This is a genomic window from Nocardia sp. NPDC058244 (assembly GCF_042882065.1).
Lineage (GTDB): Bacteria > Actinomycetota > Actinomycetes > Mycobacteriales > Mycobacteriaceae > Nocardia.
The window spans coordinates 698977-721982 of the sequence record NZ_JBHVWX010000001.1; the positions used below are offsets into that span (position 1 = coordinate 698977).

Here is a 23006-nt window from a genome sequence, read left to right on the forward strand (position 1 = left end):
AACGAACAGAGCCCCGTCGGTCCGCCGACGGGGCTCTCGTGTTCGGAGGGACTTAGACGGAGCTCCAGGCGGGGCCGAGCGGGGTGTCGATCTTGCGCAGGTTGTACCAGCCGAACTGGTCTTCCTGCATGCAGTCGTAGATCGCCACGTCGGTGCCGGTGCCACGGCAGGCGATCGTGGTCGAGGTGCCCTGGGGGCTGACGATGATGTACTTGCCGTCCTGGGCCGCGGTCAGGGCCTCGGGGGAGTTGTAGTTCACGAAGCTCGAGGTGAAGTCCGCGTACTTGGCCGGGTCACCGTTCGGTTCGGCGTTGGCCAGGCCGGTCATGGAGAGGGTGGCGCCGATCACGAGGGTCGCCAGGGAGAGCGCTTTCTTCGACATGGATAACGATCCAACCCGATCGGAGTGACTTCCGCATGACCACGGGGTGAACCAGCAGGTTACGAGGTTTTCACGCCGATTGATTCGAAATGTGAGCCTCGGGGTGGATGCGTTCCGCCTTCACCGTCGCCGGATGCACCGCGATCAGGCCGAGGCCCTCGCGCCGGCGGCACAGCCGGGCCAGTTCCTCGTAGGCGGGCGCGCCGAGCAGTTCCCGCAGCTCGGGGCCGTAGGACTGCCAGACCGGCTTGGCGCCGACGTGCGCGTCGGGCGAACCGGTGCAGTACCAGTCCAGATCGAGGCCGCCCGGACCCCAGCCGCGGCGGTCGTATTCGGTGACCACGGTGCGCAGGATCTGTTCTCCGTCCGGACGTTCCACCCAATCCTGGGTGCGGCGGATCGGCAGCTGCCAGCAGACGTCCGGCTTCACCTCGAGCGGTTCGATGCCCTTGCGCACCGCCATGATGTGCAGCGCGCAGCCGGGGCCCGCGGCGAAACCGGGGCGGTTGAGGAAGATGCAGGCGCCGTCGAAGCGGCGGGTGCGCAGGGCCGGTTCGTCCTCGAGTTCATCGAGCTCGAGGTAACCCTTCTTGACGACCTTGCCCTTCTCGGTGGCCTCGCCCATCAGCTGCCAGTCCTCGGGTGTGAGCATCTTCACAGCACCGGCCAGCCGCTTGCGGTCGTCCTTGTCGGCGAGGAAAGCGCCGTGCGAGCAGCACCCGTCGTCGGGGCGTTCGGCGATGATGCCCTGACAGGCGGGTGTGCCGAATACACACGACCAGCGGGAGAGTAGCCAGGTCAGATCGGCGACGATTTGGTGCTCGTCGTTTGCTGGGTCGGTGAACTCGATCCATTCGCGTGGGAAGTCGAGCTCGACCTCGGGGCTCGGATCGATCTTTCGCCCAGGTCGGAGCCCGGTCTCCGCGGTGCCAGATGCGCCTTCGGTCACAACTTGTGACGCTAACAGTTCAGTCGCCTGACCTGTAGTACCGGATCACCAAGTACCGTATTCCTGTGCGGCTTGGTGTTCTCGATGTCGGAAGCAATACCGTTCACCTGCTCGTGGTGGACGCGCATCGTGGTGGTCACCCGATGCCGATGAGCTCGTCGAAGTCGGCGTTACGGCTCTCGGAGAACATGGACGGGGACGGCCGCATCACCGAGGCGGGCGAGGCCAGGCTGATCGCGACCATCGAGGAATTCGCCGATCTGGCGCGCAATTCCAAGTGCGTCGAGCTGATGCCGTTCGCCACATCGGCCCTGCGTGAGGCCACCAATTCCGATGAGGTGCTGGCCCGGGTGCGCGGCATGACCGGCGTCGATCTGCAGGTGCTCTCCGGCGACGACGAGGCCAGGCTGACGTTCCTCGCGGTGCGCCGCTGGTTCGGCTGGAGCGCGGGCCGCATCATCAACCTCGACATCGGCGGCGGCTCGCTGGAGATGTCCAACGGCGGCGACGAGGAACCCGACGTCGCGCTGTCGCTGCAACTCGGCGCGGGCAGGCTCACCAGGGAGTGGCTGCGCGACGATCCGCCGAGCAAGCGCAAGATCGCGGTCCTGCGCGATTGGCTCGACGCCGAGCTCGTCGCCCCCACCCGGACCATCATCGAAGCGGGCAAGCCCGACCTGGCCGTCGGCACCTCGAAGACGTTCCGCTCGCTGGCCAGGCTGACCGGGGCGGCACCCTCGGCCGCCGGTCCGCGGGTGCGCCGTACACTGACCAGCTCCGGTTTGCGCCAGCTGATCGCGTTCATCTCCCGGATGACCGCGGCCGACCGCGCGGAGCTGGAAGGCGTGAGTTCGGACCGGTCCCAGCAGTTGGTGGCCGGCGCACTGGTCGCGGAGGCGAGTATGCGGGCGTTGTCGCTCGACAGCATCGAGATCTGCCCATGGGCGCTGCGTGAAGGCCTGATCCTGCGCAAGCTGGATACCGAGCCGAACGGGGGCCCGGCCATCGTCCCGCCGGTCGCGTCGGTGGCGAGAGCGGAGTCGGCATGAGCGAGCGGAGCGAGCGGCAGATCGGCACAGCTGCCGCAGCGGTCATGCCGGCGCCGAGCGCTAGCGAGGCGCGGGCATGAGCGCTGACGATTCGAAACAGCTATCGGTCGCCGAACTACTCGCGCGCAATGCCGCGCAGGGCGCGTCGCCGCCGGCGAGCGGTGGGGGCGGCAGACGGCGACGCAGTGGTCGCGGGCTCTCGGTCAACGATCTGACCGGAGAGAACGCGGCCGTCCGGCCGAACTCGCACGCCGCGCCCAGCGCGGAGCCCGAGCCGCCCGCCTATCAGCCGGAGCCCGCGCCCGCCTACGAACCGCCCGCGAGTTATCAGCCCGCGCCGTATCCGCCGCCGGGCCCGGCCGAGCCGGCGTACTCGCCGATGTCGGGGCCGATCACCCGCTTCGATCCCCAGTCCGGGTTCTCCGCCCCCGATCCGAGCGATCCGCTCGGCGTGGCGGGCCCGCGCCCGTCGGCCGATCCGTTCGGCCCGTATCGCGCCGAGGCGCGCGACTCCGGCTCGCGCGGTGCCGGACGTGGTCCCGGCCGGCTGGGCGCGCCCAGCTCGGCCCAGCCGGTCGATCCCGGCATCGCCGAGATGTTCGGTTCGGGCGCGCTGCCCGCGGTCGGTGGCGGCCGTCGTCGCCGGGCCGAGCCGGACGAGGCGCCCGAACCCGCTCCGCTGCCCGAGCCGCCGCAGGCGCCGCCCGCCACCGGTGGCCGGGCTGCCCGCAGGCGCGCGGCCGAGGCCGCCGAGGAGGCCGCCGCGGCGCCGGCGCCGTGGACGCCGGACGCGTCGGGATACGCGGCGCCGACCGGTTTCGAACCTCCCGCGCCCGCCCCGGACACCGCCCGTGGTTTCCCCGGCCGCCAGGACTCGGGATCCGGTTTCGGTGGTTTCCCCGCTCCCGGTGGCGCGGCGCCCGGCTTCAACGCGTTCCCGGAATTCGGCCCGCGCGCCGACATCGACGCCACGCAGGTCTACAACGCCCCGCCCGCCCCCGACGTCCCGCAGGCGCGGGGGACCGGCTGGCCCGCCCCCGAGGCCGAGCAGCGGCCGTCGCTGGATCGCCGCAGGCCGGGGCCCGAGGCGGGCAAGACCGGTGGGCTGCCGTCCTGGTCGGCGCGCAGGCACCGGCCCGACCCGGCGCCGTCCGCGCCCGAGAGCGGCGGTTTCCCGACGGCCGCCTGGTCGCCGGTCAGCCAGGAGCAGCCGCTGATCTCGGGTCAGTCGGTGGCCGGTGACCTGCTGCGCCAGCAGGCCGACGACGCCGACGCCCGCACCGAGGTCTACCGCGTCGGCGGTAACCGCGCCGCCGAGCCGGACACCGACGACTACGCCGAGTCCGACTATGTCGACCGCGACTACGCCGACAACGACTACTCCGACACCGACTACACGACCGGCGACTACGACACCGGCTACGACGATGACGACTACGACGACGACTACGAGCCCGAACCGAAGCCGACCAGGGCGAGCAGGCGAGCCGCGACCAAGGCCGCCGCGTCCAAGGTGGCGAGCCGGGCCAAGTCGCGGGCGGCGAGCCGGGTCGCGGCCACCCGCGCGAGCGGGCGCTTCTCCCAGCTGGCCCGCGGCGCCACCGAGGACGACAACCGCCGTCAGTGGCTGATCCTCGCCGGGCAGAGCGTCGGCGCGGCGATCGCCGGAATGTTGCTGTTCAAGGGTTTCGAGACGATGTGGGAGACGCTGCCCTGGGTCGCGCTGGCCCTGGCCATGGTCGTCATCCTCGGGCTGGTGGCGCTGGTGCGGATACTGCGCCGCACCGACGACATCTACAGCACTGTGATCGCCGTCGTCGTAGGCGTCTTCGTGACGCTCGGACCGCTAGCCTTTCTCCTCAGTACCAGCTGAAGCAGGGAGTGGGCTGTGGGGAACGCGCGGGCGGATATCGGAATCGGGCTCTCGACGGCGTCGGTGTATCCGGAGAACACCCAGGCGGCGTTCCGCTACGCGGCCGAATTGGGTTACGACGGTGTGGAATTGATGGTGTGGGCCGAACCGGCCAGCCAGGACATCGCGACCGTGCAGTCCTACGTGAAGCGCTACGGCGTTCCGGTGCTGGCCGTGCACGCGCCGTGTCTGCTGATCTCCCAACGGGTCTGGGGCGCCGACCCGGTGGCCAAGCTGGAGCGCAGTGTGCGCACCGCGCAGGCGCTCGGCGCCGACACCGTGGTGGTGCATCCGCCGTTCCGCTGGCAGCGCCGCTACGCCAAGGGTTTCGCCGACCAGGTCGGTGAGCTGGAGGCCAACTACCCGATCAAGGTCGCGGTGGAGAACATGTTCCCGATGCGGGCCGACACCCTGTTCCGCGAGGGCGCGGTGCGCAGGCTCGAACGCCGCTCCGGGCCCGGTCCGGCGGTGAGCGCGTTCAGCCCGTCCTTCGATCCGACCGACATCGGCTTCGAGCACTACACCCTCGATCTCTCGCACACCGCGACCGCGGGCGCCGACGCGCTCGAGCTGGCTCAGCGGATGGGTGAGGGCCTGGTGCACCTGCATCTGGCCGACGGCCGGGGCGCCGCCCACGACGAGCACCTGGTCCCCGGCGACGGCACCCAGCCGTGCGCGCAGCTGTGCGAGCACCTGGTGCACACCGGTTTCACCGGGCACGCCGTCGCCGAGATCAACACCCAGACCGCGCGCACCACGGCCGAACGCTCGGCCCTGCTCGGCCGCACGCTCGACTTCGCGCGCAGGCACCTCACCGGCGCCACCCACGCCGACCTCAGCTGAGGCATCTGCTACGTCACACCGCCGCAGTATGGTGCCTTGCATAGCATGCTTGTACGCTGTACGAACCGAAGTGAACCGCGACCAGGAGTGACGATGACGCGAGAACTCGCGACCGACGCGCCGTTCGGTCAGGTCGTCGACCTGACCGAACTCCCCACCACCGATGCCGAGACCGGGCGCTACGTCGGCATCATCGCGCCCGCCTGGACCATCGGTCCCAAGGTGCACGGCGGCACCATGGTCGCCGCCAGCGCCGCCGCGGCCACCCGCTGGCTCACCGAGTCCGACGCCTCGCTCGCGCAGATGGCGCCGATCGCGGCCAGCTCCGACTTCCTCGGCGCCCCCGAGCCCGGCGAGGTCGAGTACGCGGTCCACATCCGCAAGAAGGGCCGCCAGATCTGCCTCGCCGACGCGGAGTTGATCCAGAACGGCCGCACCCTCGTGCGCACCGCCTTCACCTTCGGCCACCTCGACGCCGACGGCACCCGCTGGAGCGACACCGCCACCGACATGCCCGCCGAGCCCGACGCCACCGCGCTCGAGTACACCCCCGACTCGCCGATGGGCAAGATCGTGCACGTCGGCGAGGTGGCCCGGGTCTACCTCGACGCCAAGTGGGCCGACTTCGCCCGCGGCGAGACCGGCGCGCCCCGGGCCCGGCTGTGGATCCGCCCGCTCGACGGCGACGAGGCCGACCCGCGCGTGCGCGCCGCCTTCGCCATGATGGCCGCCGACATGAGCCCGCCGGTGCCGATCAACCTGGGCCAGTTCGGCTGGTCGCCGACCGTCCAGATGACCACCTACCTGCGCCGCATCCCCGCCCCCGGCTGGCTGCGCGTCATCGCGACCGCCCGTGAGGTCGGTGAGCGCATGTTCGACGAGGACCAGCTGGTCATCGACTCCACCGGCGCGGTCGTCGCGCAGAGTCGCCAATTGGCGTTGATCCCGGCGGCGCGCTGAAGGGTGCCGCACCACTAACCTGGATTCCATGACGAGAATTGCGGTAGTCGGTGGCGGTCGGATCGGTGAGGCGCTGGTCGCCGGATTGCTGGAGTCCGGCCGGGCGACCAAGGACCTGGTCGTCGTCGAGCCGGTCGCCGCGCGGGCCGCGCAGCTCGCCGAGCGTTTCAAGGTGCGGGTGAGCGGTTCGGTCGTGGAGGCGGTCGTCGGGGCCGACATCGTCGTCGTCGCGGTCAAGCCGGGCGATGTCGACTCGGTGCTCACCGACCTGTCCAAGGCCGATCTCGACACCGGCAGCGAGCAGGTGCTGGTGTCGCTGGCCGCGGGTGTCACCACCGCGCGGCTGGAGTCCAAGCTGCCCGCGGGCTTCCCGGTCGTCCGGGTCATGTCGAACACCCCGATGCTGGTCGGGCAGGGCATGAGCGTGCTCGCGCCGGGCCGCTACGCCGACCCCGAGCAGCTCGAGCTCGTCGGCGAGATGCTCGAGGCCGTGGGTAAGGTGGTGACGGTGGCCGAATCGCAGATGGACGCGGTCACCGCGGTGTCGGGTTCCGGACCGGCGTATTTCTTCCTCGTCGTCGAGGCGATGATCGATGCCGGTGTGAGCCTGGGGCTGGCGCGCGATGTGGCCACCCAGCTGGTCGTGCAGACCATGATCGGCTCGGCGGCGCTGCTGGACGAGACCGGGCAGAACGCGGTCGATCTGCGGGCCGCGGTCACCTCGCCCGCCGGTACGACGGCGGCGGCACTGCGGGTGCTCGAGCGCGGCGCGTTGCGCTCGACGTTCATCGAGGCGCTGCACGCCTCCAAGCAACGCTCCGCGGAACAGGGCGCGTCGAACGAATGACGATCGGGTACCCGGGATGAAAACCGATTTCTCACACCCGTCGCAGTAATCCCACTGGTCCCGCTAAGCTCGTAGAAGCACGTGCGTGTCTGTTCCGCCGGTGGGGAAGCCGGCGGCGCGGACGTGCCGGAGGTCAATGGTGCCATGATGTCTGCGAACAGAATGTCTGCAAGCAATTCACCGGCGTCGGGCGGCGGATCGGGTTCGCCGAGTCCGCGGGTCGGCTCCACACAGGGACAACCGGTGATCGGCGGTGGCACTCAGTTTCTCACCGTCGCCGAAGTCGCCGATCTCATGCGGGTGTCCAAGATGACGGTGTATCGGCTCGTCCACTCGGGTGAACTGCCCGCGGTGCGGGTCGGCCGCTCGTTCCGGGTGCACGCGAAGGCGGTGCACGACTACCTGGAGACGTCGTACTTCGACGCCGGCTGACCCAGGTCGGCCACAAGGGCGGTTTCGTCGCTGCTCGGGTGTCCCGGTAGCATGAACCCTCGGTTCGTGTCCGCCTGCCGGTGGCACCGCTTCGTGGTGTCCGGTGCGCCCCGGCGGCGCGGACACCAGACGACGCACGCGACACCGCGTGTGTATGCCGAGAAGAGAAACGCGAGGAAACCCTATGGGTTCTGTGATCAAGAAGCGCCGCAAGCGTATGTCGAAGAAGAAGCACCGCAAGCTGCTTCGCCGCACGCGTGTTCAGCGGCGCAAACTCGGCAAGTAAGCCTGCGTGCCACGCGAGCCCGTCACCTTCGAGGTGGCGGGCTCTCGTTTTGAAAAGATCAGGTTTGTGAATCTCGTCATGCGCTGACGAGTCGACCTCGTTAAAAGCTTGTTGATCGTGTCGGTGGGTGGCACGAATGCGGCTACTCTGGTACGCGGGAAAACATGAGAAGCAGGGGGCTTTGAGTGGGGCCAGGACCGAGTTCCGATACACGGGAACGACACGTACCGAAGGTAGTGCTGGTGACCGGAGCCAGCCGCTTCTTCGGTGGCAATGTCGCGTCCCGGCTCGCCGCGGAACCGGGTGTCGAGCGCGTCATCGCGGTCGACACGATGACCCCCAGCCGGGAGCTCCGCCGTCGCATGGGCAGCGCCGAGTTCGTGCGCGCCGACATCAGGAATCCGCTGATCCGCAAGGTCGTCGAGGGCAACGACGTCGACACCGTCGTCCACGCGGCCGTGCTCACCCGTCCGCCCGCCGGTGGCGGTCGCGCGGTGATGAAGGATCTCAACGTCCTCGGCACGATGCAGTTGCTCGCGGTCTGTCAGAAGGCGCCGTCGGTGCGGCGCGTTGTCGTCCGGTCGTCCTCGGCGGTGTACGGCTGCAGCGCCAAGGACCCGGCGAAATTCACCGAGGAAATGGGCGCGCGTACCCCACCGTCCGGTTGGTTTGCGCGCGACATGATCGATATCGAGGCACTGGTGCGCGGAATGGCGCGACGCAGGCCCGATATTTCCGCCTCGATTCTGCGTTTCGCGCCGATCGTGGGTCCCCGGCTGGCCGATCGTGGAGTGCAATATCTGCGCTCGCCGATCACCCCCACCGTCCTCGGGCGCGAAGCCAGGCTGCAATTGCTGCATGAAGAAGACGCTGTCGCCGTCCTGGTGCACGCGGCATTTCGGGCACACGGCGGCACGGTGAATATCGCGGGCGACGGCGCGCTGGCCATGTCCCAGGCCATCCGCAGGGCGGGCCGCATTGTCGCGCCGGTGCCGTTCTTCGTTTTCCGCACTGTCGGGCGCACGCTGATGGGCCCGGTCATGCGCGGATTCAGCGGTGAACAACCCGACTACTTCTACTTCGGTTGCGGGCTGGATACCACCCGCATGCGGACAGAACTCGGTTTCACCCCCCGCTGGACCACGGTCCAGGCATTCGACGACTTCATCGCGGGCGCAGCGTTGCGGCCCGTCTTCGATCCGGCATGGATCGACGCCGCGGAAACCAAACTGCTCGGCCTCATCGGGGCCGGTTCGGGAGCGCATACATGAACGAGGGAGCGAAAGTCATTCGTCTCGACGTGAATGTCGAGGCCCGACAACGACCGCAGGCGCGCCGCTGGCCAGACCAGCCGCGGCAAGCCACCCCGGTCACTTCGCTGAGTGAACGCAGGCCCGGGATGCCGACCCGGCCACCCAAGACCCTGTCCGACCTCGTCCGCGACACCGTCGCGGGCCAGATCGAGAACGCCGCGGAGTTCGCGCGGCGCCGGCTCACCGGCGACTACTCGGTCGACGAGTTCGGCTACGACGAGCATCTGCTCGAGTCGGTCATCCTGCCCGCGCTGCGGCCGCTGTCGGACTACTGGTTCCGGGTCGAGGCCGCGGGCCTGGAGAACATCCCGGCCACCGGCGGCGCGCTGATCGTCGCCAATCACGCGGGCACCGTCCCGCTCGACGGGCTGATGCTGCAGCTGGCCATCCACGACAAGCATCCGAGCCACCGGGCGCTGCGGCTGCTGGCCGCCGACCTGATCTTCGAGCTGCCCCTGCTCGGCGCGCTGGCCCGCAAGGCCGGGCACACGCTGGCCTGCCACCCCGACGCCGAGCGGTTGCTGCGCTCCGGCCAGATCGCGGGTGTGTTCCCCGAGGGCTTCAAGGGCGTCGGCAAGAACTACGCCGACCGCTACAAGCTGCAGCGCTTCGGGCGCGGCGGGTTCGTCTCGGCGGCCGTGCGCACGGGTGTGCCGATCATCCCGTGCTCGATCGTCGGCTCGGAGGAGATCTACCCGAAGCTGGCCGACATCAAGCCGCTCGCCCGCCTGCTCGGCCTGCCGTACTTCCCGGTGACCCCGCTGTTCCCGCACCTGGGCCCGCTGGGCGCCGTGCCGCTGCCCTCGAAGTGGTACATCGAATTCGGTGAGCCGATCGCCACCACGGCCTACGAACCGGAAGAGGCCGACGACCCGATGACGATGTTCGAGGTCACCGACCAGGTCCGCGAGACCATCCAGCAGACCCTCTACAAGCTGCTGGCCAAGCGCCGCAACACCGTGCTGGGGTAGCGGCGCCTAGCGCTCCCGGTGGCGGGCGACCGCCGCCGCGACCGCACCGCCCGCCGCGCCGAGTGCGAGCGCGGTGGGCACGCCGATCTTGGCGGCCTTGCGGCCGGTGCGGAAGTCACGGATCTCCCAGCCCCGGTTCTTGGCGACCTCACGCAGGTCGGAGTCGGGGTTGATCGCCACCGCGGTGCCGACCAGCGAGAGCATCGGCACATCGTTGTGGCTGTCGGAGTAGGCCGTGCAGCGCTTGAGATTGAGGCCCTCGCGGATGGCCAGGGTGCGCACCGCGTGCGCCTTGCCGAGGCCGTGCAGGATGTCACCGACCAGGCGGCCGGTGAACTTGCCGTCGACACTCTCGGCCACCGTGCCCAGCGCGCCGGTGAGCCCGAGCCGCTTGGCGATGACGTTGGCCAGCTCCACCGGCGTCGCGGTGACCAGCCACACCTGCTGGCCCGCGTCCAGGTGCATCTGGGCGAGCGCGCGGGTGCCGGGCCAGATCTTGTCGGCGATGATCTCGTCGTAGATCTCCTCGCCGAGCGCGGCGAGCTCCGCGGTCGGGCGGCCCGCGATGAAGCTGAGCGCCTTCTCCCGGCCCGAGGCCATGTCGGAGGAGTTCTCCTTGCCGGTGACCCGGAACTTCACCTGCTTCCAGGCGACGTCGACCAGATCGGAGGTCTTGAAGTACTTGCGGGCGGCCAGCCCGCGGGCGAAGTGCACGATCGAGGCACCCTGGACCAGGGTGTTGTCGACGTCGAAGAACGCCGCCGCCGTCAGATCGCGGGGTACCTCCCGGCCCGTCGGCTCGCCCTGTTCGGCGAGTTCGGACTCGTGCAGGGTGAGCGCGGCGTCGGCGCTGGCCTCACCGGCCAGGTTGGCGCGCAGCTCCTCCTCGCTCGGCCCGAACGGGCTGCGGGGCAGCCGTGCGAACTGTTCCTGCAGTTCCTGGCCGAGGCGGCTGGGTTGCCACCGCGCAGGGAACTCCCCGAATCGCCCTGCGACGAATCCGGCCCTAGCCACCTTCGAACGTTCCGGCACCAGTACCCTCCGCTAGTCGCGCGAACCATGTCCACAGTAACCGGATTCACCGACAAGCCGCGGCGGGCTCGAGGATTAAATAGGGCTCATGACTAATCCCACACCCACCGTGACCCTGTTGACGCGCGCCGGTTGCTACCTGTGCACCACGGCACTGGCGCAATTGGAGACGATCTGTGGTGATTTCGGTCTCCCGGTGCACACCGTCGACGTCGACGAGGCCGCGGCCGACGACCCCGGACTACGCGCAGAATACGGCGATCGGCTGCCCGTGGTCCTGTTGGATGGCCGTGAACACAGCTATTTCGACGTCGACGAGCCACGTTTGCGGGCCGACCTGAGCCGTTTCGCTGGTCGCGGCGGAAAATGAGGCCAATTTCACCGACTTTGTGAACGCCTGCACAAGCGGTTACGGTGGTGGCACGCAATCCGCACCGCCGCGCTCAGCAGCGGCGGTGACCGGGTTTGTACAGCCCCCCATGGCACCGGTCGCGCTCTCGCGACGCAGTGACCCCCACCGGTGAACGAACGACAGGAACCGGACCGCGATCAGGCCCGGCACGAGGAGCCGACGACGTGACAGAGCAGCATGAGACGCCAGGTGGCGTCTCCGGCAAGGCTCTTCAGAGGGATATCCCCCAGGCCACGGTGACTCGTCTTGCTACCTATCTCCGGGTTCTCGCCGGGTTGGCCGACGAGGGTGTAGCCATCGTATCGAGTGAGGAACTGGCTGTCGCGGCGGGTGTCAATTCGGCCAAGCTGCGCAAGGATCTTTCCTTCCTCGGACCCAACGGTGTGCGGGGTGTCGGCTATGACGTAGCCAAGTTGCGCACCAGGATCGAAGATGTGCTCGGTCTGTCACAGGGACATCGGGTGGTGCTGATCGGTGCGGGCAATCTGGGCCGCGCCCTGGTCGGCTACGGCGGTTTCGGGGTACGTGGCTTCACCGTGGTCGGGATCTTCGACAACGACTCCGCGGTGATCGGCCAGGCGTACGCCGGTCTCGTCGTGCGCGATGTCGACCAGCTCGCCGAGCAGATCCCGGCGCTCGCGCCGACCATCGCGGTCCTCGCCGTACCGGACGAGGCCGCCCAGGACGTGTGCGACCGGCTCGTCGCCGCCGGGCTCCCGTCGATCCTGAGCTTCGCCCCGTGTGAACTGCGCGCACCCGCCCACGTGGAGGTCCGCCGCGTCGACCTGGCGATGGAGCTGCAGATGCTCTCCTTCGACGCCGCTCGCAACGACGCGCCCGCCCTGCCCGAGGTGGCCCAGGCCGGATCCGGCCGGATCGCGCGCCGGGTACCGGCGCAGAACCATCCCGCCCTCACGCACCCCGCGCCGGTCGAACCGGCGCGCGGCAGGCCCACGCGACGCACCGCGCCGCACTCGGCCACCCCGCATTCGGCAACGGAGCCAAGCACCAAGGGATCGGTGATCACGCCATGAGTGTCCTGCTCGTCGGAATTTCTCATCGGAGTGCGCCGGTCTCGGTGCTCGAGAAGGTCGCGATCAGCGAAGCCGACCGCCCGAAGCTGGTCGACCGGCTGCTCGCCTCCAGCCACGTGTCCGAGGCGATGATCGTCTCCACCTGCAATCGCGTCGAGGTCTACGCCGTGGTCGACGCCTTCCACGGCGGGCTCGGCGAGGTCAGCGAACTGCTCACCAAGCATTCCGGGCTGCCGCTCGGCGATCTCACCCGGCACGCCTACGTGCGCTACAGCGAGGCCGCCGCCGAGCACCTGTTCGCGGTCGCCAGCGGCCTGGACTCGATGGTCGTCGGCGAGCAGCAGGTGCTCAGCCAGATCCGCAGTGCCTACGCCAGCGCCGACGGGCAGCAGGCGGTCGGGCGCACCCTGCACGAGCTGGCCCAGCACGGGCTGCGGGTCGGCAAGCGGGTGCACTCGGAGACCGGCATCGACCGGGCGGGCGCGTCGGTGGTGTCGGTGGCGCTGGACCGGGCGCGCGGCGTTGTCGGCGAGCTGGCCGGGCGCACCGCGGTGGTGCTCGGCGCCGGCGCGATGGGCGGCCTGGCCGTCGCGCATCTGTCGCGGGCCGGGATCGGCCGGATCGTGGTCGTCAACCGCACGCTCGACCGCGCCCAGCGCCTGGCCGAGACCGGCCGCAGCATGCACGGCGTCGATGCCGAAGCGGTGGAGATGTCGCGGCTGACCGAGGCGATGGCAGCCGCGGATGTCGTCATCACCTGTACCGGCGCGGTCGGTGCGGTCGTCACCCTGGCCGACACCCACCGCGCGCTCGCCGGGCGGGTCAACACCGAAGCCGCCGACCGGCCGCTGGTCTTCTGCGACCTCGGCCTGCCGCGCGACGTGGAACACGCCGTGGCCGGGCTGCCCGGCGTCGCCGTCATCGACATCGAATCGCTGCAGCGCGATCCGGCCGCGGGCGCCGCGGCCGACGACACCGCCGCCGCGCGTCAGATCGTCGCCGACGAACTCGCCAAATACCTTGCCGGGCAACGCATGGCGGAGGTCACCCCCACGGTGGCCGCGCTGCGGCAGCGGGCCGCCGAAGTGGTGGAAGCCGAACTGCTGCGGCTGGATTCGCGGCTGCCCGACCTGGCCGACCCGGCCCGCGACGAGGTAGCGCGCACCGTGCGCCGCGTCGTCGACAAGCTGCTGCACGCGCCGACGGTGCGCGTCAAGCAGCTGGCTTCCACGCCGGGCGGCGACAGCTACGCCGAGGCGCTGCGTGAGCTGTTCGAACTGAAACCCGGTGCGGTGCAAGCGGTTGCCGCTCCCATGGAGGTCGCTGCGGCGGAGTCCGCGCTGGCCGACGACTTCACCGCAGGACACCTCGGCGACGGGCAGGACGCATCATGACCACGACAGTGCAGGAAGAGGACACCGTGACCGCAGGCAGCATTCGTGCGCCGTGGCGGATCGGCACGCGCGGCAGCCTGCTCGCCCTGACCCAGGCGGGCACCATCCGTGACGCGCTGATCGCCGCGGGTCAGCCCGCCGAGCTGGTCGTCATCAAGACGCCGGGCGACCTGTCGTCGGATCCGGTGCAGAAGATCGGCGTCGGCGTGTTCACCTCGGCGCTGCGCGACGAGCTCGCCGCGGGCGGCATCGACATCGCGGTGCACTCCTACAAGGACCTGCCCACCGCCCAGGACCCCCGCTTCACCATCGCCGCGATCCCGCCCCGCGAGGACCCGCGCGACGCGCTGGTGGCTCGCGACGGCCTGGTCCTCGGCGAGCTGCCCGCGGGCGCCAGGGTCGGCACCTCCGCGCCGCGGCGCGCCGCCCAGCTGCGCGCGCTCGGCCTCGGTCTCGACATCGTCCCGCTGCGCGGCAACATCGACTCCCGGCTGCGCAAGGTGAGCGAGGGCGAGCTCGACGCCATCGTGATCGCCCGCGCCGGCCTGTCCCGGATCGAGCGGACCGACGCGATCACCGAGTCGCTCGAGCCGGTGCAGATGCTGCCGGCGCCGTCGCAGGGAGCGCTCGCGGTGGAGTGCCGCAGCGACGACCCGGAGCTGATCGAGATCCTCACCGGCCTCGACGACGCGCCGACCAGGGCCGCGGTCGTGGCCGAGCGCGCGCTGCTCGGTGAGCTCGAGGCGGGCTGCACCGCTCCGATCGGCGCGATCGCCGAGGTCGTCGAGTCGATCGACGAGGACGGCCGGATCTTCGAGGAGCTGTCGCTGCGGGCCTGTGCCGCCGCGATCGACGGTTCCGACGTGCTGCGCGCCTCGATCGTCGGCGCGCCCGCCGATGCCGAGGAGCTCGGCCGCACGCTCGCGCGCGAACTGCTGGATCTGGGCGCTCGCGCACTGCTGAGCGTCGCGGACGAGCCGGAACCGGAGGTCGGTTCCCCCACACAGGCGGTGAACACTCCCGCCCCAGACTTCACCAATTCCAGCCCGATGGAGAACAACCGATGAGCAGCCGAGGCACCAAGAAGCAACCAGGGCGGATCCTTTTCGTCGGATCCGGCCCCGGCGACCCGGCCCTGCTGACCGTGCGCGCCCGTGAGGTGCTCGAGCGGGCGACGCTGGCGTTCACCGACCCCGACGTGGACAAGGGCGTGCTCGCGCTGATCGGCATCGGCGTCGAGGCGGCCGAGGACGGCGAGCGTCCGGTGGACGTGCGGCCCGCGCTCGGCGAGCCCGCCGAGGTGGCCAAGACGCTGATCGCCGAGGCCCGCAACGGCCACGATGTGGTGCGCGTCGTCGCCGGTGATCCGTTGACCACCGATTCGGTGATCAACGAGGTCAACGCCGTCACCCGCTCGCACATGGTGTTCGAGGTGCTGCCTGGCCTGCCCAACGGCTCCGCGGTGCCCAGCTACGCGGGCATCGCCCTCGGTTCCGGGCACACCGAGGCCGATGTGCGCGGCGAGGTCGACTGGGCGGCGCTGGCCGCCGCCCCCGGTCCGCTGGTGCTCAGCGCCACCTCCGGCCACCTGGCCGAGACCGCGAGCGCGCTGGTCGAGCACGGGCTGGCCCCGCAGACCCCGGTCGCGGTGACGGTGCGTGGCACCACCCGGCAGCAGCGCACCATCGAGGCCACCCTGGCCACGCTGAACAACGCCGCCTCCGAGCTGGTCGGCCCGCTGGTCGTCACCGTGGGCAAGGAAGTCGACAAGCGTTCGAAGATGTCGTGGTGGGAGTCGCGGGCGCTCTACGGCTGGACCGTACTGGTGCCGCGCACCAAGGACCAGGCCGGCGAGATGAGCGAGCGGCTGGTGACCCACGGCGCCATCCCGATGGAGGTGCCGACCATCGCGGTCGAGCCGCCGCGCAGCCCCGCGCAGATGGAGCGCGCGGTGAAGGGCCTGGTCGACGGCCGCTACCAGTGGGTGGTGTTCACCTCCACCAACGCGGTGCGCGCGGTGTGGGAGAAGTTCGCCGAGTTCGGCCTGGACGCGCGGGCGTTCTCCGGCGTGAAGATCGCCTGCGTCGGCGAGGCCACCGCGGAGAAGGTGCGCTCCTTCGGCATCAACCCCGAACTGGTGCCCAGCGGTGAGCAGTCCTCCGAGGGCCTGCTGGCCGACTTCCCCCCGTACGACGACGTGTTCGACCCGGTCAACCGGGTGCTGCTGCCGCGCGCCGACATCGCCACCGAGACCCTGGCCGAGGGCCTGCGTGAGCGCGGCTGGGAGATCGACGACGTCACCGCCTACCGCACCGTGCGCGCGTCGCCGCCGCCTGCGGAGACCCGCGAGATGATCAAGACCGGCGGTTTCGACGCGGTCCTGTTCACCTCGTCCTCCACGGTCCGCAACCTGGTCGGTATCGCGGGCAAGCCGCACGCGCGCACCATCGTCGCCTGCATCGGCCCGAAGACGGCCGAGACCGCGATCGAGTTCGGCCTGCGCGTGGACGTGCAGCCCGAGACCGCGCAGGTGGGTCCGCTGGTGGAGGCGCTGGCCGAGCACGCCTCGCGCCTGCGCGCGGAGGGCCTGCTGCCGCCGCCGCGGAAGAAGAGCCGCCGCAGCAGCAGCCGCTAGCCTGCCGAGACCGCCCGAAGGCCCGCCCACCGTGGCGGGCCTTCGGCGTATCGGAATCATCGGCTGTAGCGCAGCAGCGTGCGGACCAGCCGGCAGGTGGCATCCGACGGCGGGCGCAGCTCGATCTGGTCGGCGGTGCGGCGGATCGTCTCGTTGGTCGCCTGATTCGGCAGGTACACACCGGAATCGAGCAGCGCGATCGTCAACCGCATGGCCTTGAGCCTGCGGTTGTGCGTGACGTACCAGCGCCGCGGCCTGCCCGCGGGCAGCCGCTTCTTCTCCAGCGGCACATACGGTGCGGTGATGAAACCGGACTTCGACGTTGCGGCAATGGCGTTCATGGCGTCCTCCCGTCGCGAATGGGTCCCGCCCCCGATCGTCGGGAACCCTCGAACACGCTTTCGATTGTAGCGAGGGGGTCCGACAAGTTTCGCCGATCTCTCGCGGAAGCCATTGAGCTCCAGTGGGATTCGATGTTATCCACAGGGTCGCGACGGCCTGCCGCCGGGCGGCTGTCGGACCCGTGTGGTCTAGTGGGCACCGATGTCACGGGAGGAGACACGATGACGGTGGACGGGATCGGCGAACGGCTCGGCACGCACGTCGAGGCGGGGGAACTGCTCGGCCTGGCCTGGCTGGTCGCGGTCGGCGACGAGGTGCGCACCGGAACGGCGGGCCATCTCGACGAGTCGCGCGCTGCCCCGGTGCGCACCGACACGATCTTCCGCATCTCCTCGATGACGAAGCCGCTCACCGCCGTGGCCGCCGCGATCCTGATCGAGGACGGCGTGCTCGACCCGGCCGAACCCGTCGACCGGCTGCTGCCCGAACTCGCCGACCGCCGCGTACTGACGCATCCGGCCGCCGAGATCACCGACACCGTCGCGGCCCGGCGCCCGATCACCGTCGACGACCTGCTCACCTTCCGGCTCGGCTGGGGGATGGACTTCACCGACTTCACGCCCAAGCCGCTGGACGCGGCCTGGAGCGAACTCGGCCTCGGCTGGGGTCCGCCCACCCCGGCCCGGCTGCCGTCGCCCGATGTCTGGCTGGCCCGGCTCGGCACCTTGCCGCTGCAATACCAGCCGGGGGAGCGCTGGCTCTATCACGTCGGCGCGCCGATCCTCGGTTTCCTGGTCGCCAGGGCCGCGGGCAAGCCGTTCTCGGAGTTCCTGGCCGAGCGAGTGCTGCGTCCGCTCGGCATGGACGACACGGGTTTCGCCGTCCCCGCCGACAAGCTCGACCGCTTCGGTCCGCACTACGCCGACCGCGATGACACACGCGTCGTCTTCGACCCCGTCGACGGACAGTGGAGCACGCCACCCGCGTTCGAGGGCGGTGGCGACGGACTCGTCTCCACCCTCGCCGACTATCACCGGTTCGCCCGGATGTTGCGCGACGGCGGCGTCCTGGACGGCGAGCGGATTCTGTCCGAGGCGGCGGTGGCCACGATGACGCGCGACCACCTCACCGCCGAACAGCTCGCGCGCGGCGGGCCGAACCCGGACGGCAGCGCGGGCTGGGGCTACGGCGTCGGTGTCCAGCTCAGCGACCTGCCGGACGGCCCGCGCGCCGGCTCCTACGGCTGGTCCGGCGGCCTCGGCTCCACCTGGTCCAATGACGGCGCGGTGACCGGAATCCTGCTCACCAACCAGACCTGGAACTCGGCCGGACCGCTCCCGGTGTTTGCCACGTTCGAGTCGATCTTGGGCGAGGTGGCCCGCGCGGACGACCCCGCGTAGGCGCCGTCGCGGGCCTGCGTGGCCAGGCGTATTCTGCGGTCTATGACCGCTTTCGACCGCCCGCGGCGGTTGCGCAGGACACCCGCATTGCGTCGGCTCGTCGCCGAGACCACGCTGGAGCCGCGTCAGCTGGTGCTGCCGATGTTCGTCGCCGACGGCATCGACGAACCGCGCGAGATCAGCTCGATGCCCGGCGTGTATCAGCACTCACTGGACTCGCTGCGCAAGGCGTCGGTCGAAGCGGTGACCGCCGGGGTCGGCGGCCTGATGCTGTTCGGCGTGCCGCTGCCCGAGGACAAGGACGCCACCGGCAGCCAGGCCAGCGATCCGAACGGCATCCTCAACCGGGGGCTGCGCGCGCTGGCCGAGGAGGTCGGCGACGCGACCGTCGTCATGGCCGACACCTGTCTGGACGAGTTCACCGATCACGGTCACTGCGGCGTCATCGGCGCGGACGGCGCGGTGGACAACGACGCCACCCTGCATCGCTATGTCGAGATGGCGCTGGCCCAGGCCGAGTCGGGCGCGGACCTGCTCGGCACCAGCGGCATGATGGACGGCCAGGTCGGCGCGATCCGGCGGGGCCTGGACGCGGTCGGGCGCACCGACACCGCCATCCTCGCCTACGCGGCCAAGTACGCCTCCGCCTTCTACGGCCCGTTCCGCGAGGCCGTCGGCTCGTCGCTGGAAGGCGATCGCCGCACCTACCAGCAGGACCCGGCCAACCGTCGCGAATCCCTGCGCGAACTCGATCTCGACCTCGCCGAGGGCGCCGACATCGTGATGGTCAAGCCCGCGATGTCCTACCTCGACATCCTGCGCGACGTGGCCGACCGCTCCACGGTCCCGGTCGCCGCGTACCAGATCTCCGGCGAGTACGCGATGATCACCGCCGCCGCCGAGCGCGGCTGGATCGACCGCAGGGCCTCGGTCCTGGAGTCGCTGATCGGCATCCGCCGGGCGGGCGCCGACATCGTGCTCACCTATTGGGCGACCGAGGCTGCACACTGGCTGTCGTGATCGTTCCACCGCAGAAACCCGAATCCCGCCCGATGCCCGAGGATGTCGGCACCGCACGTCAGCTGTGGTGGGCCGTGTCCGGGCTCGGGGTCGTCTACACCGGCGCCGGCATCGCCACCATGACCGGGCAGCGCGACGAGCTGAGCAAGCAGTTCCTCGACGAGATGCACAAGAGCGACCCGAATTTCCCCGCGTCCACGGTCGACGTGATGGTGCTGCTCGCCTTCGGGTTGACCGCGGTCGTCGGGCTCGTGCTCGCCGGGGTCACCGTGTTGATCGCCCAGCAGCTCGGCAAGGGCAAGTCCTGGGCGCGCACGGTGCTCACCGTTGTCGCGGTCTGGCTGGGGATGGGCGCGGTGGCCACGATGTTCGCCTTCTCCGGCGACACCTCGGTGGCCACGATGATCGCCGGTGGCACCGCCATCGTGCAGGGCGTGCTGGCGGTGGGCGCCGCGTACCTGAGTTACCGGCCGGAATCGACGAAGTACTTCCAGCTGAACCGTCGGTGAACGCGAGGTTGAACACCGACGTCTTTGGTCACTGACACGCCACAGTGTATGGTGAGCATGATCACAGGGATTTGGGGTAATCCCGGTGATGTGACCGGTGGAAGAACCGGGGGATTCGGAGGCAATGATGCGCGTGGTGATCGAGCAGCAGCACCGCCTGCGGCGCGACCTGTTGGTCATCGGCTTGATGGTCCTGCTGGCCGTCGTCACCATCGCCCTGATCCTGTTGCCGAGCCTGGTCGGCTGATCCTCGGGCGCCCCGGCGCCGCGGTCCTCCCATGGTGTTGTTCTCCGAGCCCGGCGCGCGGTGGCGCGCGGTCGCCTACGGCCCGCTGCTGTGCGCGGTGATCCTGCTGGTCGAGTGGCTCGCGGGCAGCACCCTGCACGGGTTCGCCCTCGGTTTCTGCGCCGTCGCCATCGGTGGTTTCACGGTGCTGCAGGTGATCGCGGGCCGCACCCACGCCCGGGTCGAACTGACCGGTACCACCTTGCATCAGGGCGTCGAGTCGATGGCGCTGACCGAGATCGCCGCCGTGCTGCCCACCGATGACGACGACGCCGCCGACGGCCGCGCGCTCGGCGCCCTCAGCGGCGTGCCGCGGCGCCGTCGCGGCATCGGATTGCGCCTGGTCGACGGCCGGATCGTGCAGGCATGGGCGATCGACCACACCGGGCTGCGCGCCGCACTCGGCTCGGCCCTGGCAGGATCGCAAGGATGAGACGCTGGATCGCCACGGCGCTGTGCGAACTGGGCCTCGCCGTGATCTGCCTGGCCGGTGCGGTCTACAGCTGGAGCCACGCGCGGCGGGTCACCGGCTTCGTCACCTCCGACGAGCACCCGGGATTCGAGGCCGTTCGCTACGTGCCGCCCCTGCTGCTGCTCGCGACGGCGCTGGTCATCGTCGCCGGGGTGCTGGCGATCGACGCCGTCGCCCGGGTCGTGACCGGATCTGTAGCACTGCGGTCCGCCGAACCGATGTCCTGAGTGCAGCCGAATCCCGATGCGCGCGTGGGGATTCGGGACACATCTCGACCGCCCGCCTCGGCGGGCACCACGGAGGACCATCGATGACCAAGCTCATCGCAGGATTTTGTACCGCGGCCGCGGCCACGGCGGCGATCGCCCTGGCAGCGGCACCCGCCCAGGCCGCAGGCCTGCCCCTGACCCCCATGATCGCCGAGCCGGCCGCCGGTGGCTTCGCCCCGGAGACCGGCTCGAGCGGTATCTACAACGGCATCATGTGCCAGCTGCACACGATCTCGGCCGAGGTCCCCTGCATGTACACCTAGCCGGCCCACTGCTGGTAGACGTCGACGACGCGGCCGCCGCGCGTGCCCGGCGCGTTCAGGAACACGGTGACGGTGCCGTCGGGATGGCTCGCCGCCTCCGTCACCACCTGACGCAGGGTGGCGCGGATGCCGCCGTCGGCGTCGCGGTGCAGGTTCGTGTCCCCGTGCAGCCCAGCGCCGATCCGGTTGGCGGGGACGAACATCGCGGTGAGCGCCGGGATCGGACCGGCGCCGAGCGCGACGGTCTCCTCGTGGCTCAGCTGGGCGCCGATCCGGTCCGGCTGGACCTGCGGTGCGAAGGCGGTGGCCGAGCCCGCGCCGAAGACCACTCCGGCCGCGGCGAAACCCACGCCGAGGGCAGTGCTGGTGACGCCGAAACGCATGAAATACCCTTCCGCTGATAGCTGATGTCTACCGCTCAGTGCCTGAGCAGCCCGCAGCGTAGCCGCAGGCCAGCGCACCCGGATCGAAATCATCCGCGCCTGGGGGCGGCGTGTCGGGCGTGTCGCCGGTGGGTCGCTGCGGTCTGGGTCACTGTGCTCCACCCTGTCGTCCGGCGCGCCGAGGCGAGCTGAGAGACTGGAATCCGTGAGTTCTTCTCCGCGCGCGGCCGAGGCCAGTCCGTCGCAGGTTCCGATGTCCGCTCGGCTCTTCGAGCGGGCCGCTTCGGTGATCCCGGGTGGTGTCAATTCCCCGGTCCGTGCGTTCAATTCGGTCGGCGGGACGCCGCGGTTCATCGCCTCGGCGAACGGCTACACGCTGACCGACGCCGACGGCCGGGACTACGTCGATCTGGTCTGCTCCTGGGGTCCGATGATCCTGGGCCACGCGCACCCCGCCGTCGTCGAAGCGGTGCAGCGGGCGGCCATCGGCGGGCTGTCGTTCGGCGCGCCCACCGAGGCGGAGATCGAGCTGGCCGAGGCCATCGCGGCCCGGGTCGAGCCGGTCGAGCGAGTCCGGCTGGTCAACTCCGGCACCGAGGCCACCATGAGCGCGGTGCGGCTGGCCCGCGGCTTCACCGGCCGGTCCAAGATCGTCAAGTTCTCCGGCTGCTACCACGGTCACGTCGACGCGCTGCTGGCCGACGCGGGCTCGGGTGTCGCGACCCTCGGCCTGCCGACCTCGCCCGGCGTCACCGGCGCCCAGGCCGCCGACACCATCGTGCTGCCCTACAACGACCTCGCCGCCGTCGCGGCCGCGTTCGAGGCCAACCCCGGCCAGATCGCGTGCGTCATCACCGAGGCGGCCGCGGGCAACATGGGCGCGGTCGCGCCGCTGCCCGGCTTCAACGAGGGCCTGCGCACGCTGGCCCACGACAACGGCGCGCTGCTGATCATGGACGAGGTGATGACCGGCTTCCGGGTCAGCGCGTCGGGCTGGTACGGCCGCGAGGGCGTCGCCGGTGATCTCTACACCTTCGGCAAGGTGATGAGCGGTGGCCTGCCCGCCGCCGCGTTCGGCGGTCGCGCCGAGATCATGAACAACCTCGCCCCGCTCGGCCCGGTCTATCAGGCGGGCACGCTCTCCGGTAACCCCGTCGCCGTCGCGGCCGGGCTGGCGACGCTGCGCGCCGCCGACGCCGAGGTGTACGCGGCCCTCGACCGCAACGCCGATCGGCTCGGTGGTCTGTTCGCGAAAGCCCTGACCGAGGCCGGGGTCGAGCATCAAGTGCAGTTCGCAGGCAATATGGTGAGCGTGTTCTTCGCCGACCGCCCGGTGACCGATTACGCCGCCGCCAAGGCGAGCCAGACCTGGCGTTACCCAGCCTTCTTCCACGCCCTGCTCGACGCGGGCGTGTACGCGCCGCCGAGCGCGTTCGAGGCCTGGTTCGTCTCCGCGGCGCTCGACGAGGACGCGTTCGACCGTATCGCCGCCGCTCTGCCCGCCGCCGCCCTCGCGGCCGCGGCCGCAACCCCCGAAGGATCCCTAGCGTGAGCTCCGACCAGCCCGACGCAGAATTCGCCACCCAGGTCGACGGTGACGAGGCGCCGCAT

General features: G+C 70.4%; 26 protein-coding genes. 21 read left to right on the forward strand and 5 right to left on the reverse strand.

All coding sequences use genetic code 11. The features are described from left to right. Nucleotides 1-52: 52 nt before the first annotated feature. Both ACFVW6_RS03415 and ACFVW6_RS03420 read right to left on the reverse strand, forming a co-directional pair. Nucleotides 53-382, reverse strand: a complete 330-nt coding sequence (locus tag ACFVW6_RS03415; protein WP_355274010.1) for a hypothetical protein — start codon at nucleotides 380-382, stop codon at nucleotides 53-55. A gap of 70 nt (nucleotides 383-452) precedes the next feature. Beyond that, nucleotides 453-1331 carry a hypothetical protein gene (locus ACFVW6_RS03420; RefSeq protein WP_378823939.1) on the reverse strand — a complete coding sequence of 293 codons (879 nt, stop codon included), beginning with the start codon at nucleotides 1329-1331 and terminating at the stop codon, nucleotides 453-455. 65 nt (nucleotides 1332-1396) lie between these two features. Between ACFVW6_RS03420 and ACFVW6_RS03425 the strand changes: the two genes are divergently transcribed. The 9 genes from ACFVW6_RS03425 to ACFVW6_RS03465 all read left to right on the forward strand — a co-directional run bounded on the left by ACFVW6_RS03425 (nucleotide 1397) and on the right by ACFVW6_RS03465 (nucleotide 9944). Further along, nucleotides 1397-2380 (forward strand): hypothetical protein, encoded by a 984-nt coding sequence (locus tag ACFVW6_RS03425; protein WP_378823937.1) that lies wholly within the window; start codon nucleotides 1397-1399, stop codon nucleotides 2378-2380. Nucleotides 2381-2456: 76 nt separating this feature from the next. Further along, on the forward strand, nucleotides 2457-4253 hold the full coding sequence (locus ACFVW6_RS03430; RefSeq protein WP_378823935.1) for a hypothetical protein: 1797 nt from the start codon (nucleotides 2457-2459) through the stop codon (nucleotides 4251-4253). Between the two features lie 42 nt (nucleotides 4254-4295). Further along, entirely contained in the window at nucleotides 4296-5135 is an 840-nt protein-coding gene (locus tag ACFVW6_RS03435; RefSeq protein WP_355274651.1) for a sugar phosphate isomerase/epimerase, read from the forward strand. Between the two features lie 93 nt (nucleotides 5136-5228). Next, nucleotides 5229-6095 carry a thioesterase family protein gene (locus ACFVW6_RS03440; protein ID WP_378823933.1) on the forward strand — a complete coding sequence of 289 codons (867 nt, stop codon included), beginning with the start codon at nucleotides 5229-5231 and terminating at the stop codon, nucleotides 6093-6095. Nucleotides 6096-6123: 28 nt separating this feature from the next. Then, nucleotides 6124-6942, forward strand: coding sequence for a pyrroline-5-carboxylate reductase (gene proC / locus ACFVW6_RS03445; protein WP_378823930.1), 819 nt, complete (start codon nucleotides 6124-6126; stop codon nucleotides 6940-6942). A 162-nt stretch (nucleotides 6943-7104) separates the two neighbouring features. Beyond that, nucleotides 7105-7374: a helix-turn-helix domain-containing protein gene (locus ACFVW6_RS03450; protein WP_355273993.1), complete on the forward strand. Its 270-nt coding sequence runs from the start codon at nucleotides 7105-7107 to the stop codon at nucleotides 7372-7374. A 184-nt stretch (nucleotides 7375-7558) separates the two neighbouring features. After that, nucleotides 7559-7660 carry a 30S ribosomal protein bS22 gene (locus ACFVW6_RS03455; RefSeq protein ID WP_003402602.1) on the forward strand — a complete coding sequence of 34 codons (102 nt, stop codon included), beginning with the start codon at nucleotides 7559-7561 and terminating at the stop codon, nucleotides 7658-7660. Between the two features lie 236 nt (nucleotides 7661-7896). Further along, nucleotides 7897-8931, forward strand: coding sequence for an NAD-dependent epimerase/dehydratase family protein (locus ACFVW6_RS03460; protein WP_355273990.1), 1035 nt, complete (start codon nucleotides 7897-7899; stop codon nucleotides 8929-8931). After that, on the forward strand, nucleotides 8928-9944 hold the full coding sequence (locus ACFVW6_RS03465; RefSeq protein WP_378823927.1) for a lysophospholipid acyltransferase family protein: 1017 nt from the start codon (nucleotides 8928-8930) through the stop codon (nucleotides 9942-9944). The genes ACFVW6_RS03460 and ACFVW6_RS03465 overlap by 4 nt, the downstream gene beginning before the upstream one ends. Nucleotides 9945-9950: 6 nt before the next feature. Here ACFVW6_RS03465 and ACFVW6_RS03470 read toward each other — a convergent pair whose 3' ends face one another. Next, on the reverse strand, nucleotides 9951-10880 hold the full coding sequence (locus tag ACFVW6_RS03470) for an HAD-IB family hydrolase (protein WP_355274648.1): 930 nt from the start codon (nucleotides 10878-10880) through the stop codon (nucleotides 9951-9953). Nucleotides 10881-11064: 184 nt separating this feature from the next. Here ACFVW6_RS03470 and ACFVW6_RS03475 point away from each other — a divergent pair, with 184 nt between their 5' ends. The 5 genes from ACFVW6_RS03475 to ACFVW6_RS03495 all read left to right on the forward strand — a co-directional run bounded on the left by ACFVW6_RS03475 (nucleotide 11065) and on the right by ACFVW6_RS03495 (nucleotide 16451). Further along, on the forward strand, nucleotides 11065-11346 hold the full coding sequence (locus ACFVW6_RS03475; RefSeq protein WP_355273984.1) for a glutaredoxin family protein: 282 nt from the start codon (nucleotides 11065-11067) through the stop codon (nucleotides 11344-11346). Nucleotides 11347-11552: 206 nt separating this feature from the next. Continuing rightward, nucleotides 11553-12422 carry a redox-sensing transcriptional repressor Rex gene (locus tag ACFVW6_RS03480; protein WP_378823925.1) on the forward strand — a complete coding sequence of 290 codons (870 nt, stop codon included), beginning with the start codon at nucleotides 11553-11555 and terminating at the stop codon, nucleotides 12420-12422. Beyond that, complete coding sequence (locus ACFVW6_RS03485) at nucleotides 12419-13816, forward strand: glutamyl-tRNA reductase (RefSeq protein WP_355273979.1); 1398 nt, start codon at nucleotides 12419-12421, stop codon at nucleotides 13814-13816. The genes ACFVW6_RS03480 and ACFVW6_RS03485 overlap by 4 nt, the downstream gene beginning before the upstream one ends. Next, nucleotides 13813-14883: a hydroxymethylbilane synthase gene (gene hemC / locus ACFVW6_RS03490; RefSeq protein ID WP_355273976.1), complete on the forward strand. Its 1071-nt coding sequence runs from the start codon at nucleotides 13813-13815 to the stop codon at nucleotides 14881-14883. Before ACFVW6_RS03485 ends, hemC begins: the two co-directional genes overlap by 4 nt. Beyond that, nucleotides 14880-16451, forward strand: coding sequence for a bifunctional uroporphyrinogen-III C-methyltransferase/uroporphyrinogen-III synthase (locus tag ACFVW6_RS03495; RefSeq protein WP_355273975.1), 1572 nt, complete (start codon nucleotides 14880-14882; stop codon nucleotides 16449-16451). Before hemC ends, ACFVW6_RS03495 begins: the two co-directional genes overlap by 4 nt. A gap of 56 nt (nucleotides 16452-16507) precedes the next feature. Here ACFVW6_RS03495 and ACFVW6_RS03500 read toward each other — a convergent pair whose 3' ends face one another. Next, on the reverse strand, nucleotides 16508-16792 hold the full coding sequence (locus ACFVW6_RS03500; protein ID WP_355273972.1) for a hypothetical protein: 285 nt from the start codon (nucleotides 16790-16792) through the stop codon (nucleotides 16508-16510). Between the two features lie 222 nt (nucleotides 16793-17014). Here ACFVW6_RS03500 and ACFVW6_RS03505 point away from each other — a divergent pair, with 222 nt between their 5' ends. From ACFVW6_RS03505 to ACFVW6_RS03530, 6 genes are all read left to right on the forward strand, one after another. Then, nucleotides 17015-18193 carry a serine hydrolase domain-containing protein gene (locus ACFVW6_RS03505; protein ID WP_378823921.1) on the forward strand — a complete coding sequence of 393 codons (1179 nt, stop codon included), beginning with the start codon at nucleotides 17015-17017 and terminating at the stop codon, nucleotides 18191-18193. Between the two features lie 42 nt (nucleotides 18194-18235). Continuing rightward, nucleotides 18236-19213, forward strand: a complete 978-nt coding sequence (hemB, locus tag ACFVW6_RS03510; protein ID WP_355273966.1) for a porphobilinogen synthase — start codon at nucleotides 18236-18238, stop codon at nucleotides 19211-19213. Next, nucleotides 19210-19722 carry a hypothetical protein gene (locus tag ACFVW6_RS03515; protein ID WP_355273963.1) on the forward strand — a complete coding sequence of 171 codons (513 nt, stop codon included), beginning with the start codon at nucleotides 19210-19212 and terminating at the stop codon, nucleotides 19720-19722. Before hemB ends, ACFVW6_RS03515 begins: the two co-directional genes overlap by 4 nt. A 278-nt stretch (nucleotides 19723-20000) precedes the next feature. Then, nucleotides 20001-20441 (forward strand): hypothetical protein, encoded by a 441-nt coding sequence (locus ACFVW6_RS03520; protein WP_378823918.1) that lies wholly within the window; start codon nucleotides 20001-20003, stop codon nucleotides 20439-20441. Next, on the forward strand, nucleotides 20438-20707 hold the full coding sequence (locus ACFVW6_RS03525) for a hypothetical protein (RefSeq protein WP_355273957.1): 270 nt from the start codon (nucleotides 20438-20440) through the stop codon (nucleotides 20705-20707). The genes ACFVW6_RS03520 and ACFVW6_RS03525 overlap by 4 nt, the downstream gene beginning before the upstream one ends. A gap of 83 nt (nucleotides 20708-20790) precedes the next feature. Further along, a complete protein-coding gene (locus ACFVW6_RS03530) occupies nucleotides 20791-21012 on the forward strand; it encodes a hypothetical protein (RefSeq protein ID WP_355273954.1) in 222 nt (73 codons plus the stop codon). Here the strand turns inward: ACFVW6_RS03530 and ACFVW6_RS03535 are convergent. Beyond that, nucleotides 21009-21395, reverse strand: coding sequence for a hypothetical protein (locus ACFVW6_RS03535; RefSeq protein WP_365008417.1), 387 nt, complete (start codon nucleotides 21393-21395; stop codon nucleotides 21009-21011). The genes ACFVW6_RS03530 and ACFVW6_RS03535 overlap by 4 nt on opposite strands. A 253-nt stretch (nucleotides 21396-21648) precedes the next feature. On the opposite strand from ACFVW6_RS03535, the gene hemL reads away from it, so the two are divergent. Next, entirely contained in the window at nucleotides 21649-22947 is a 1299-nt protein-coding gene (gene hemL / locus ACFVW6_RS03540; protein WP_378825602.1) for a glutamate-1-semialdehyde 2,1-aminomutase, read from the forward strand. The last annotated feature ends 59 nt before the right edge of the window (nucleotides 22948-23006 follow it).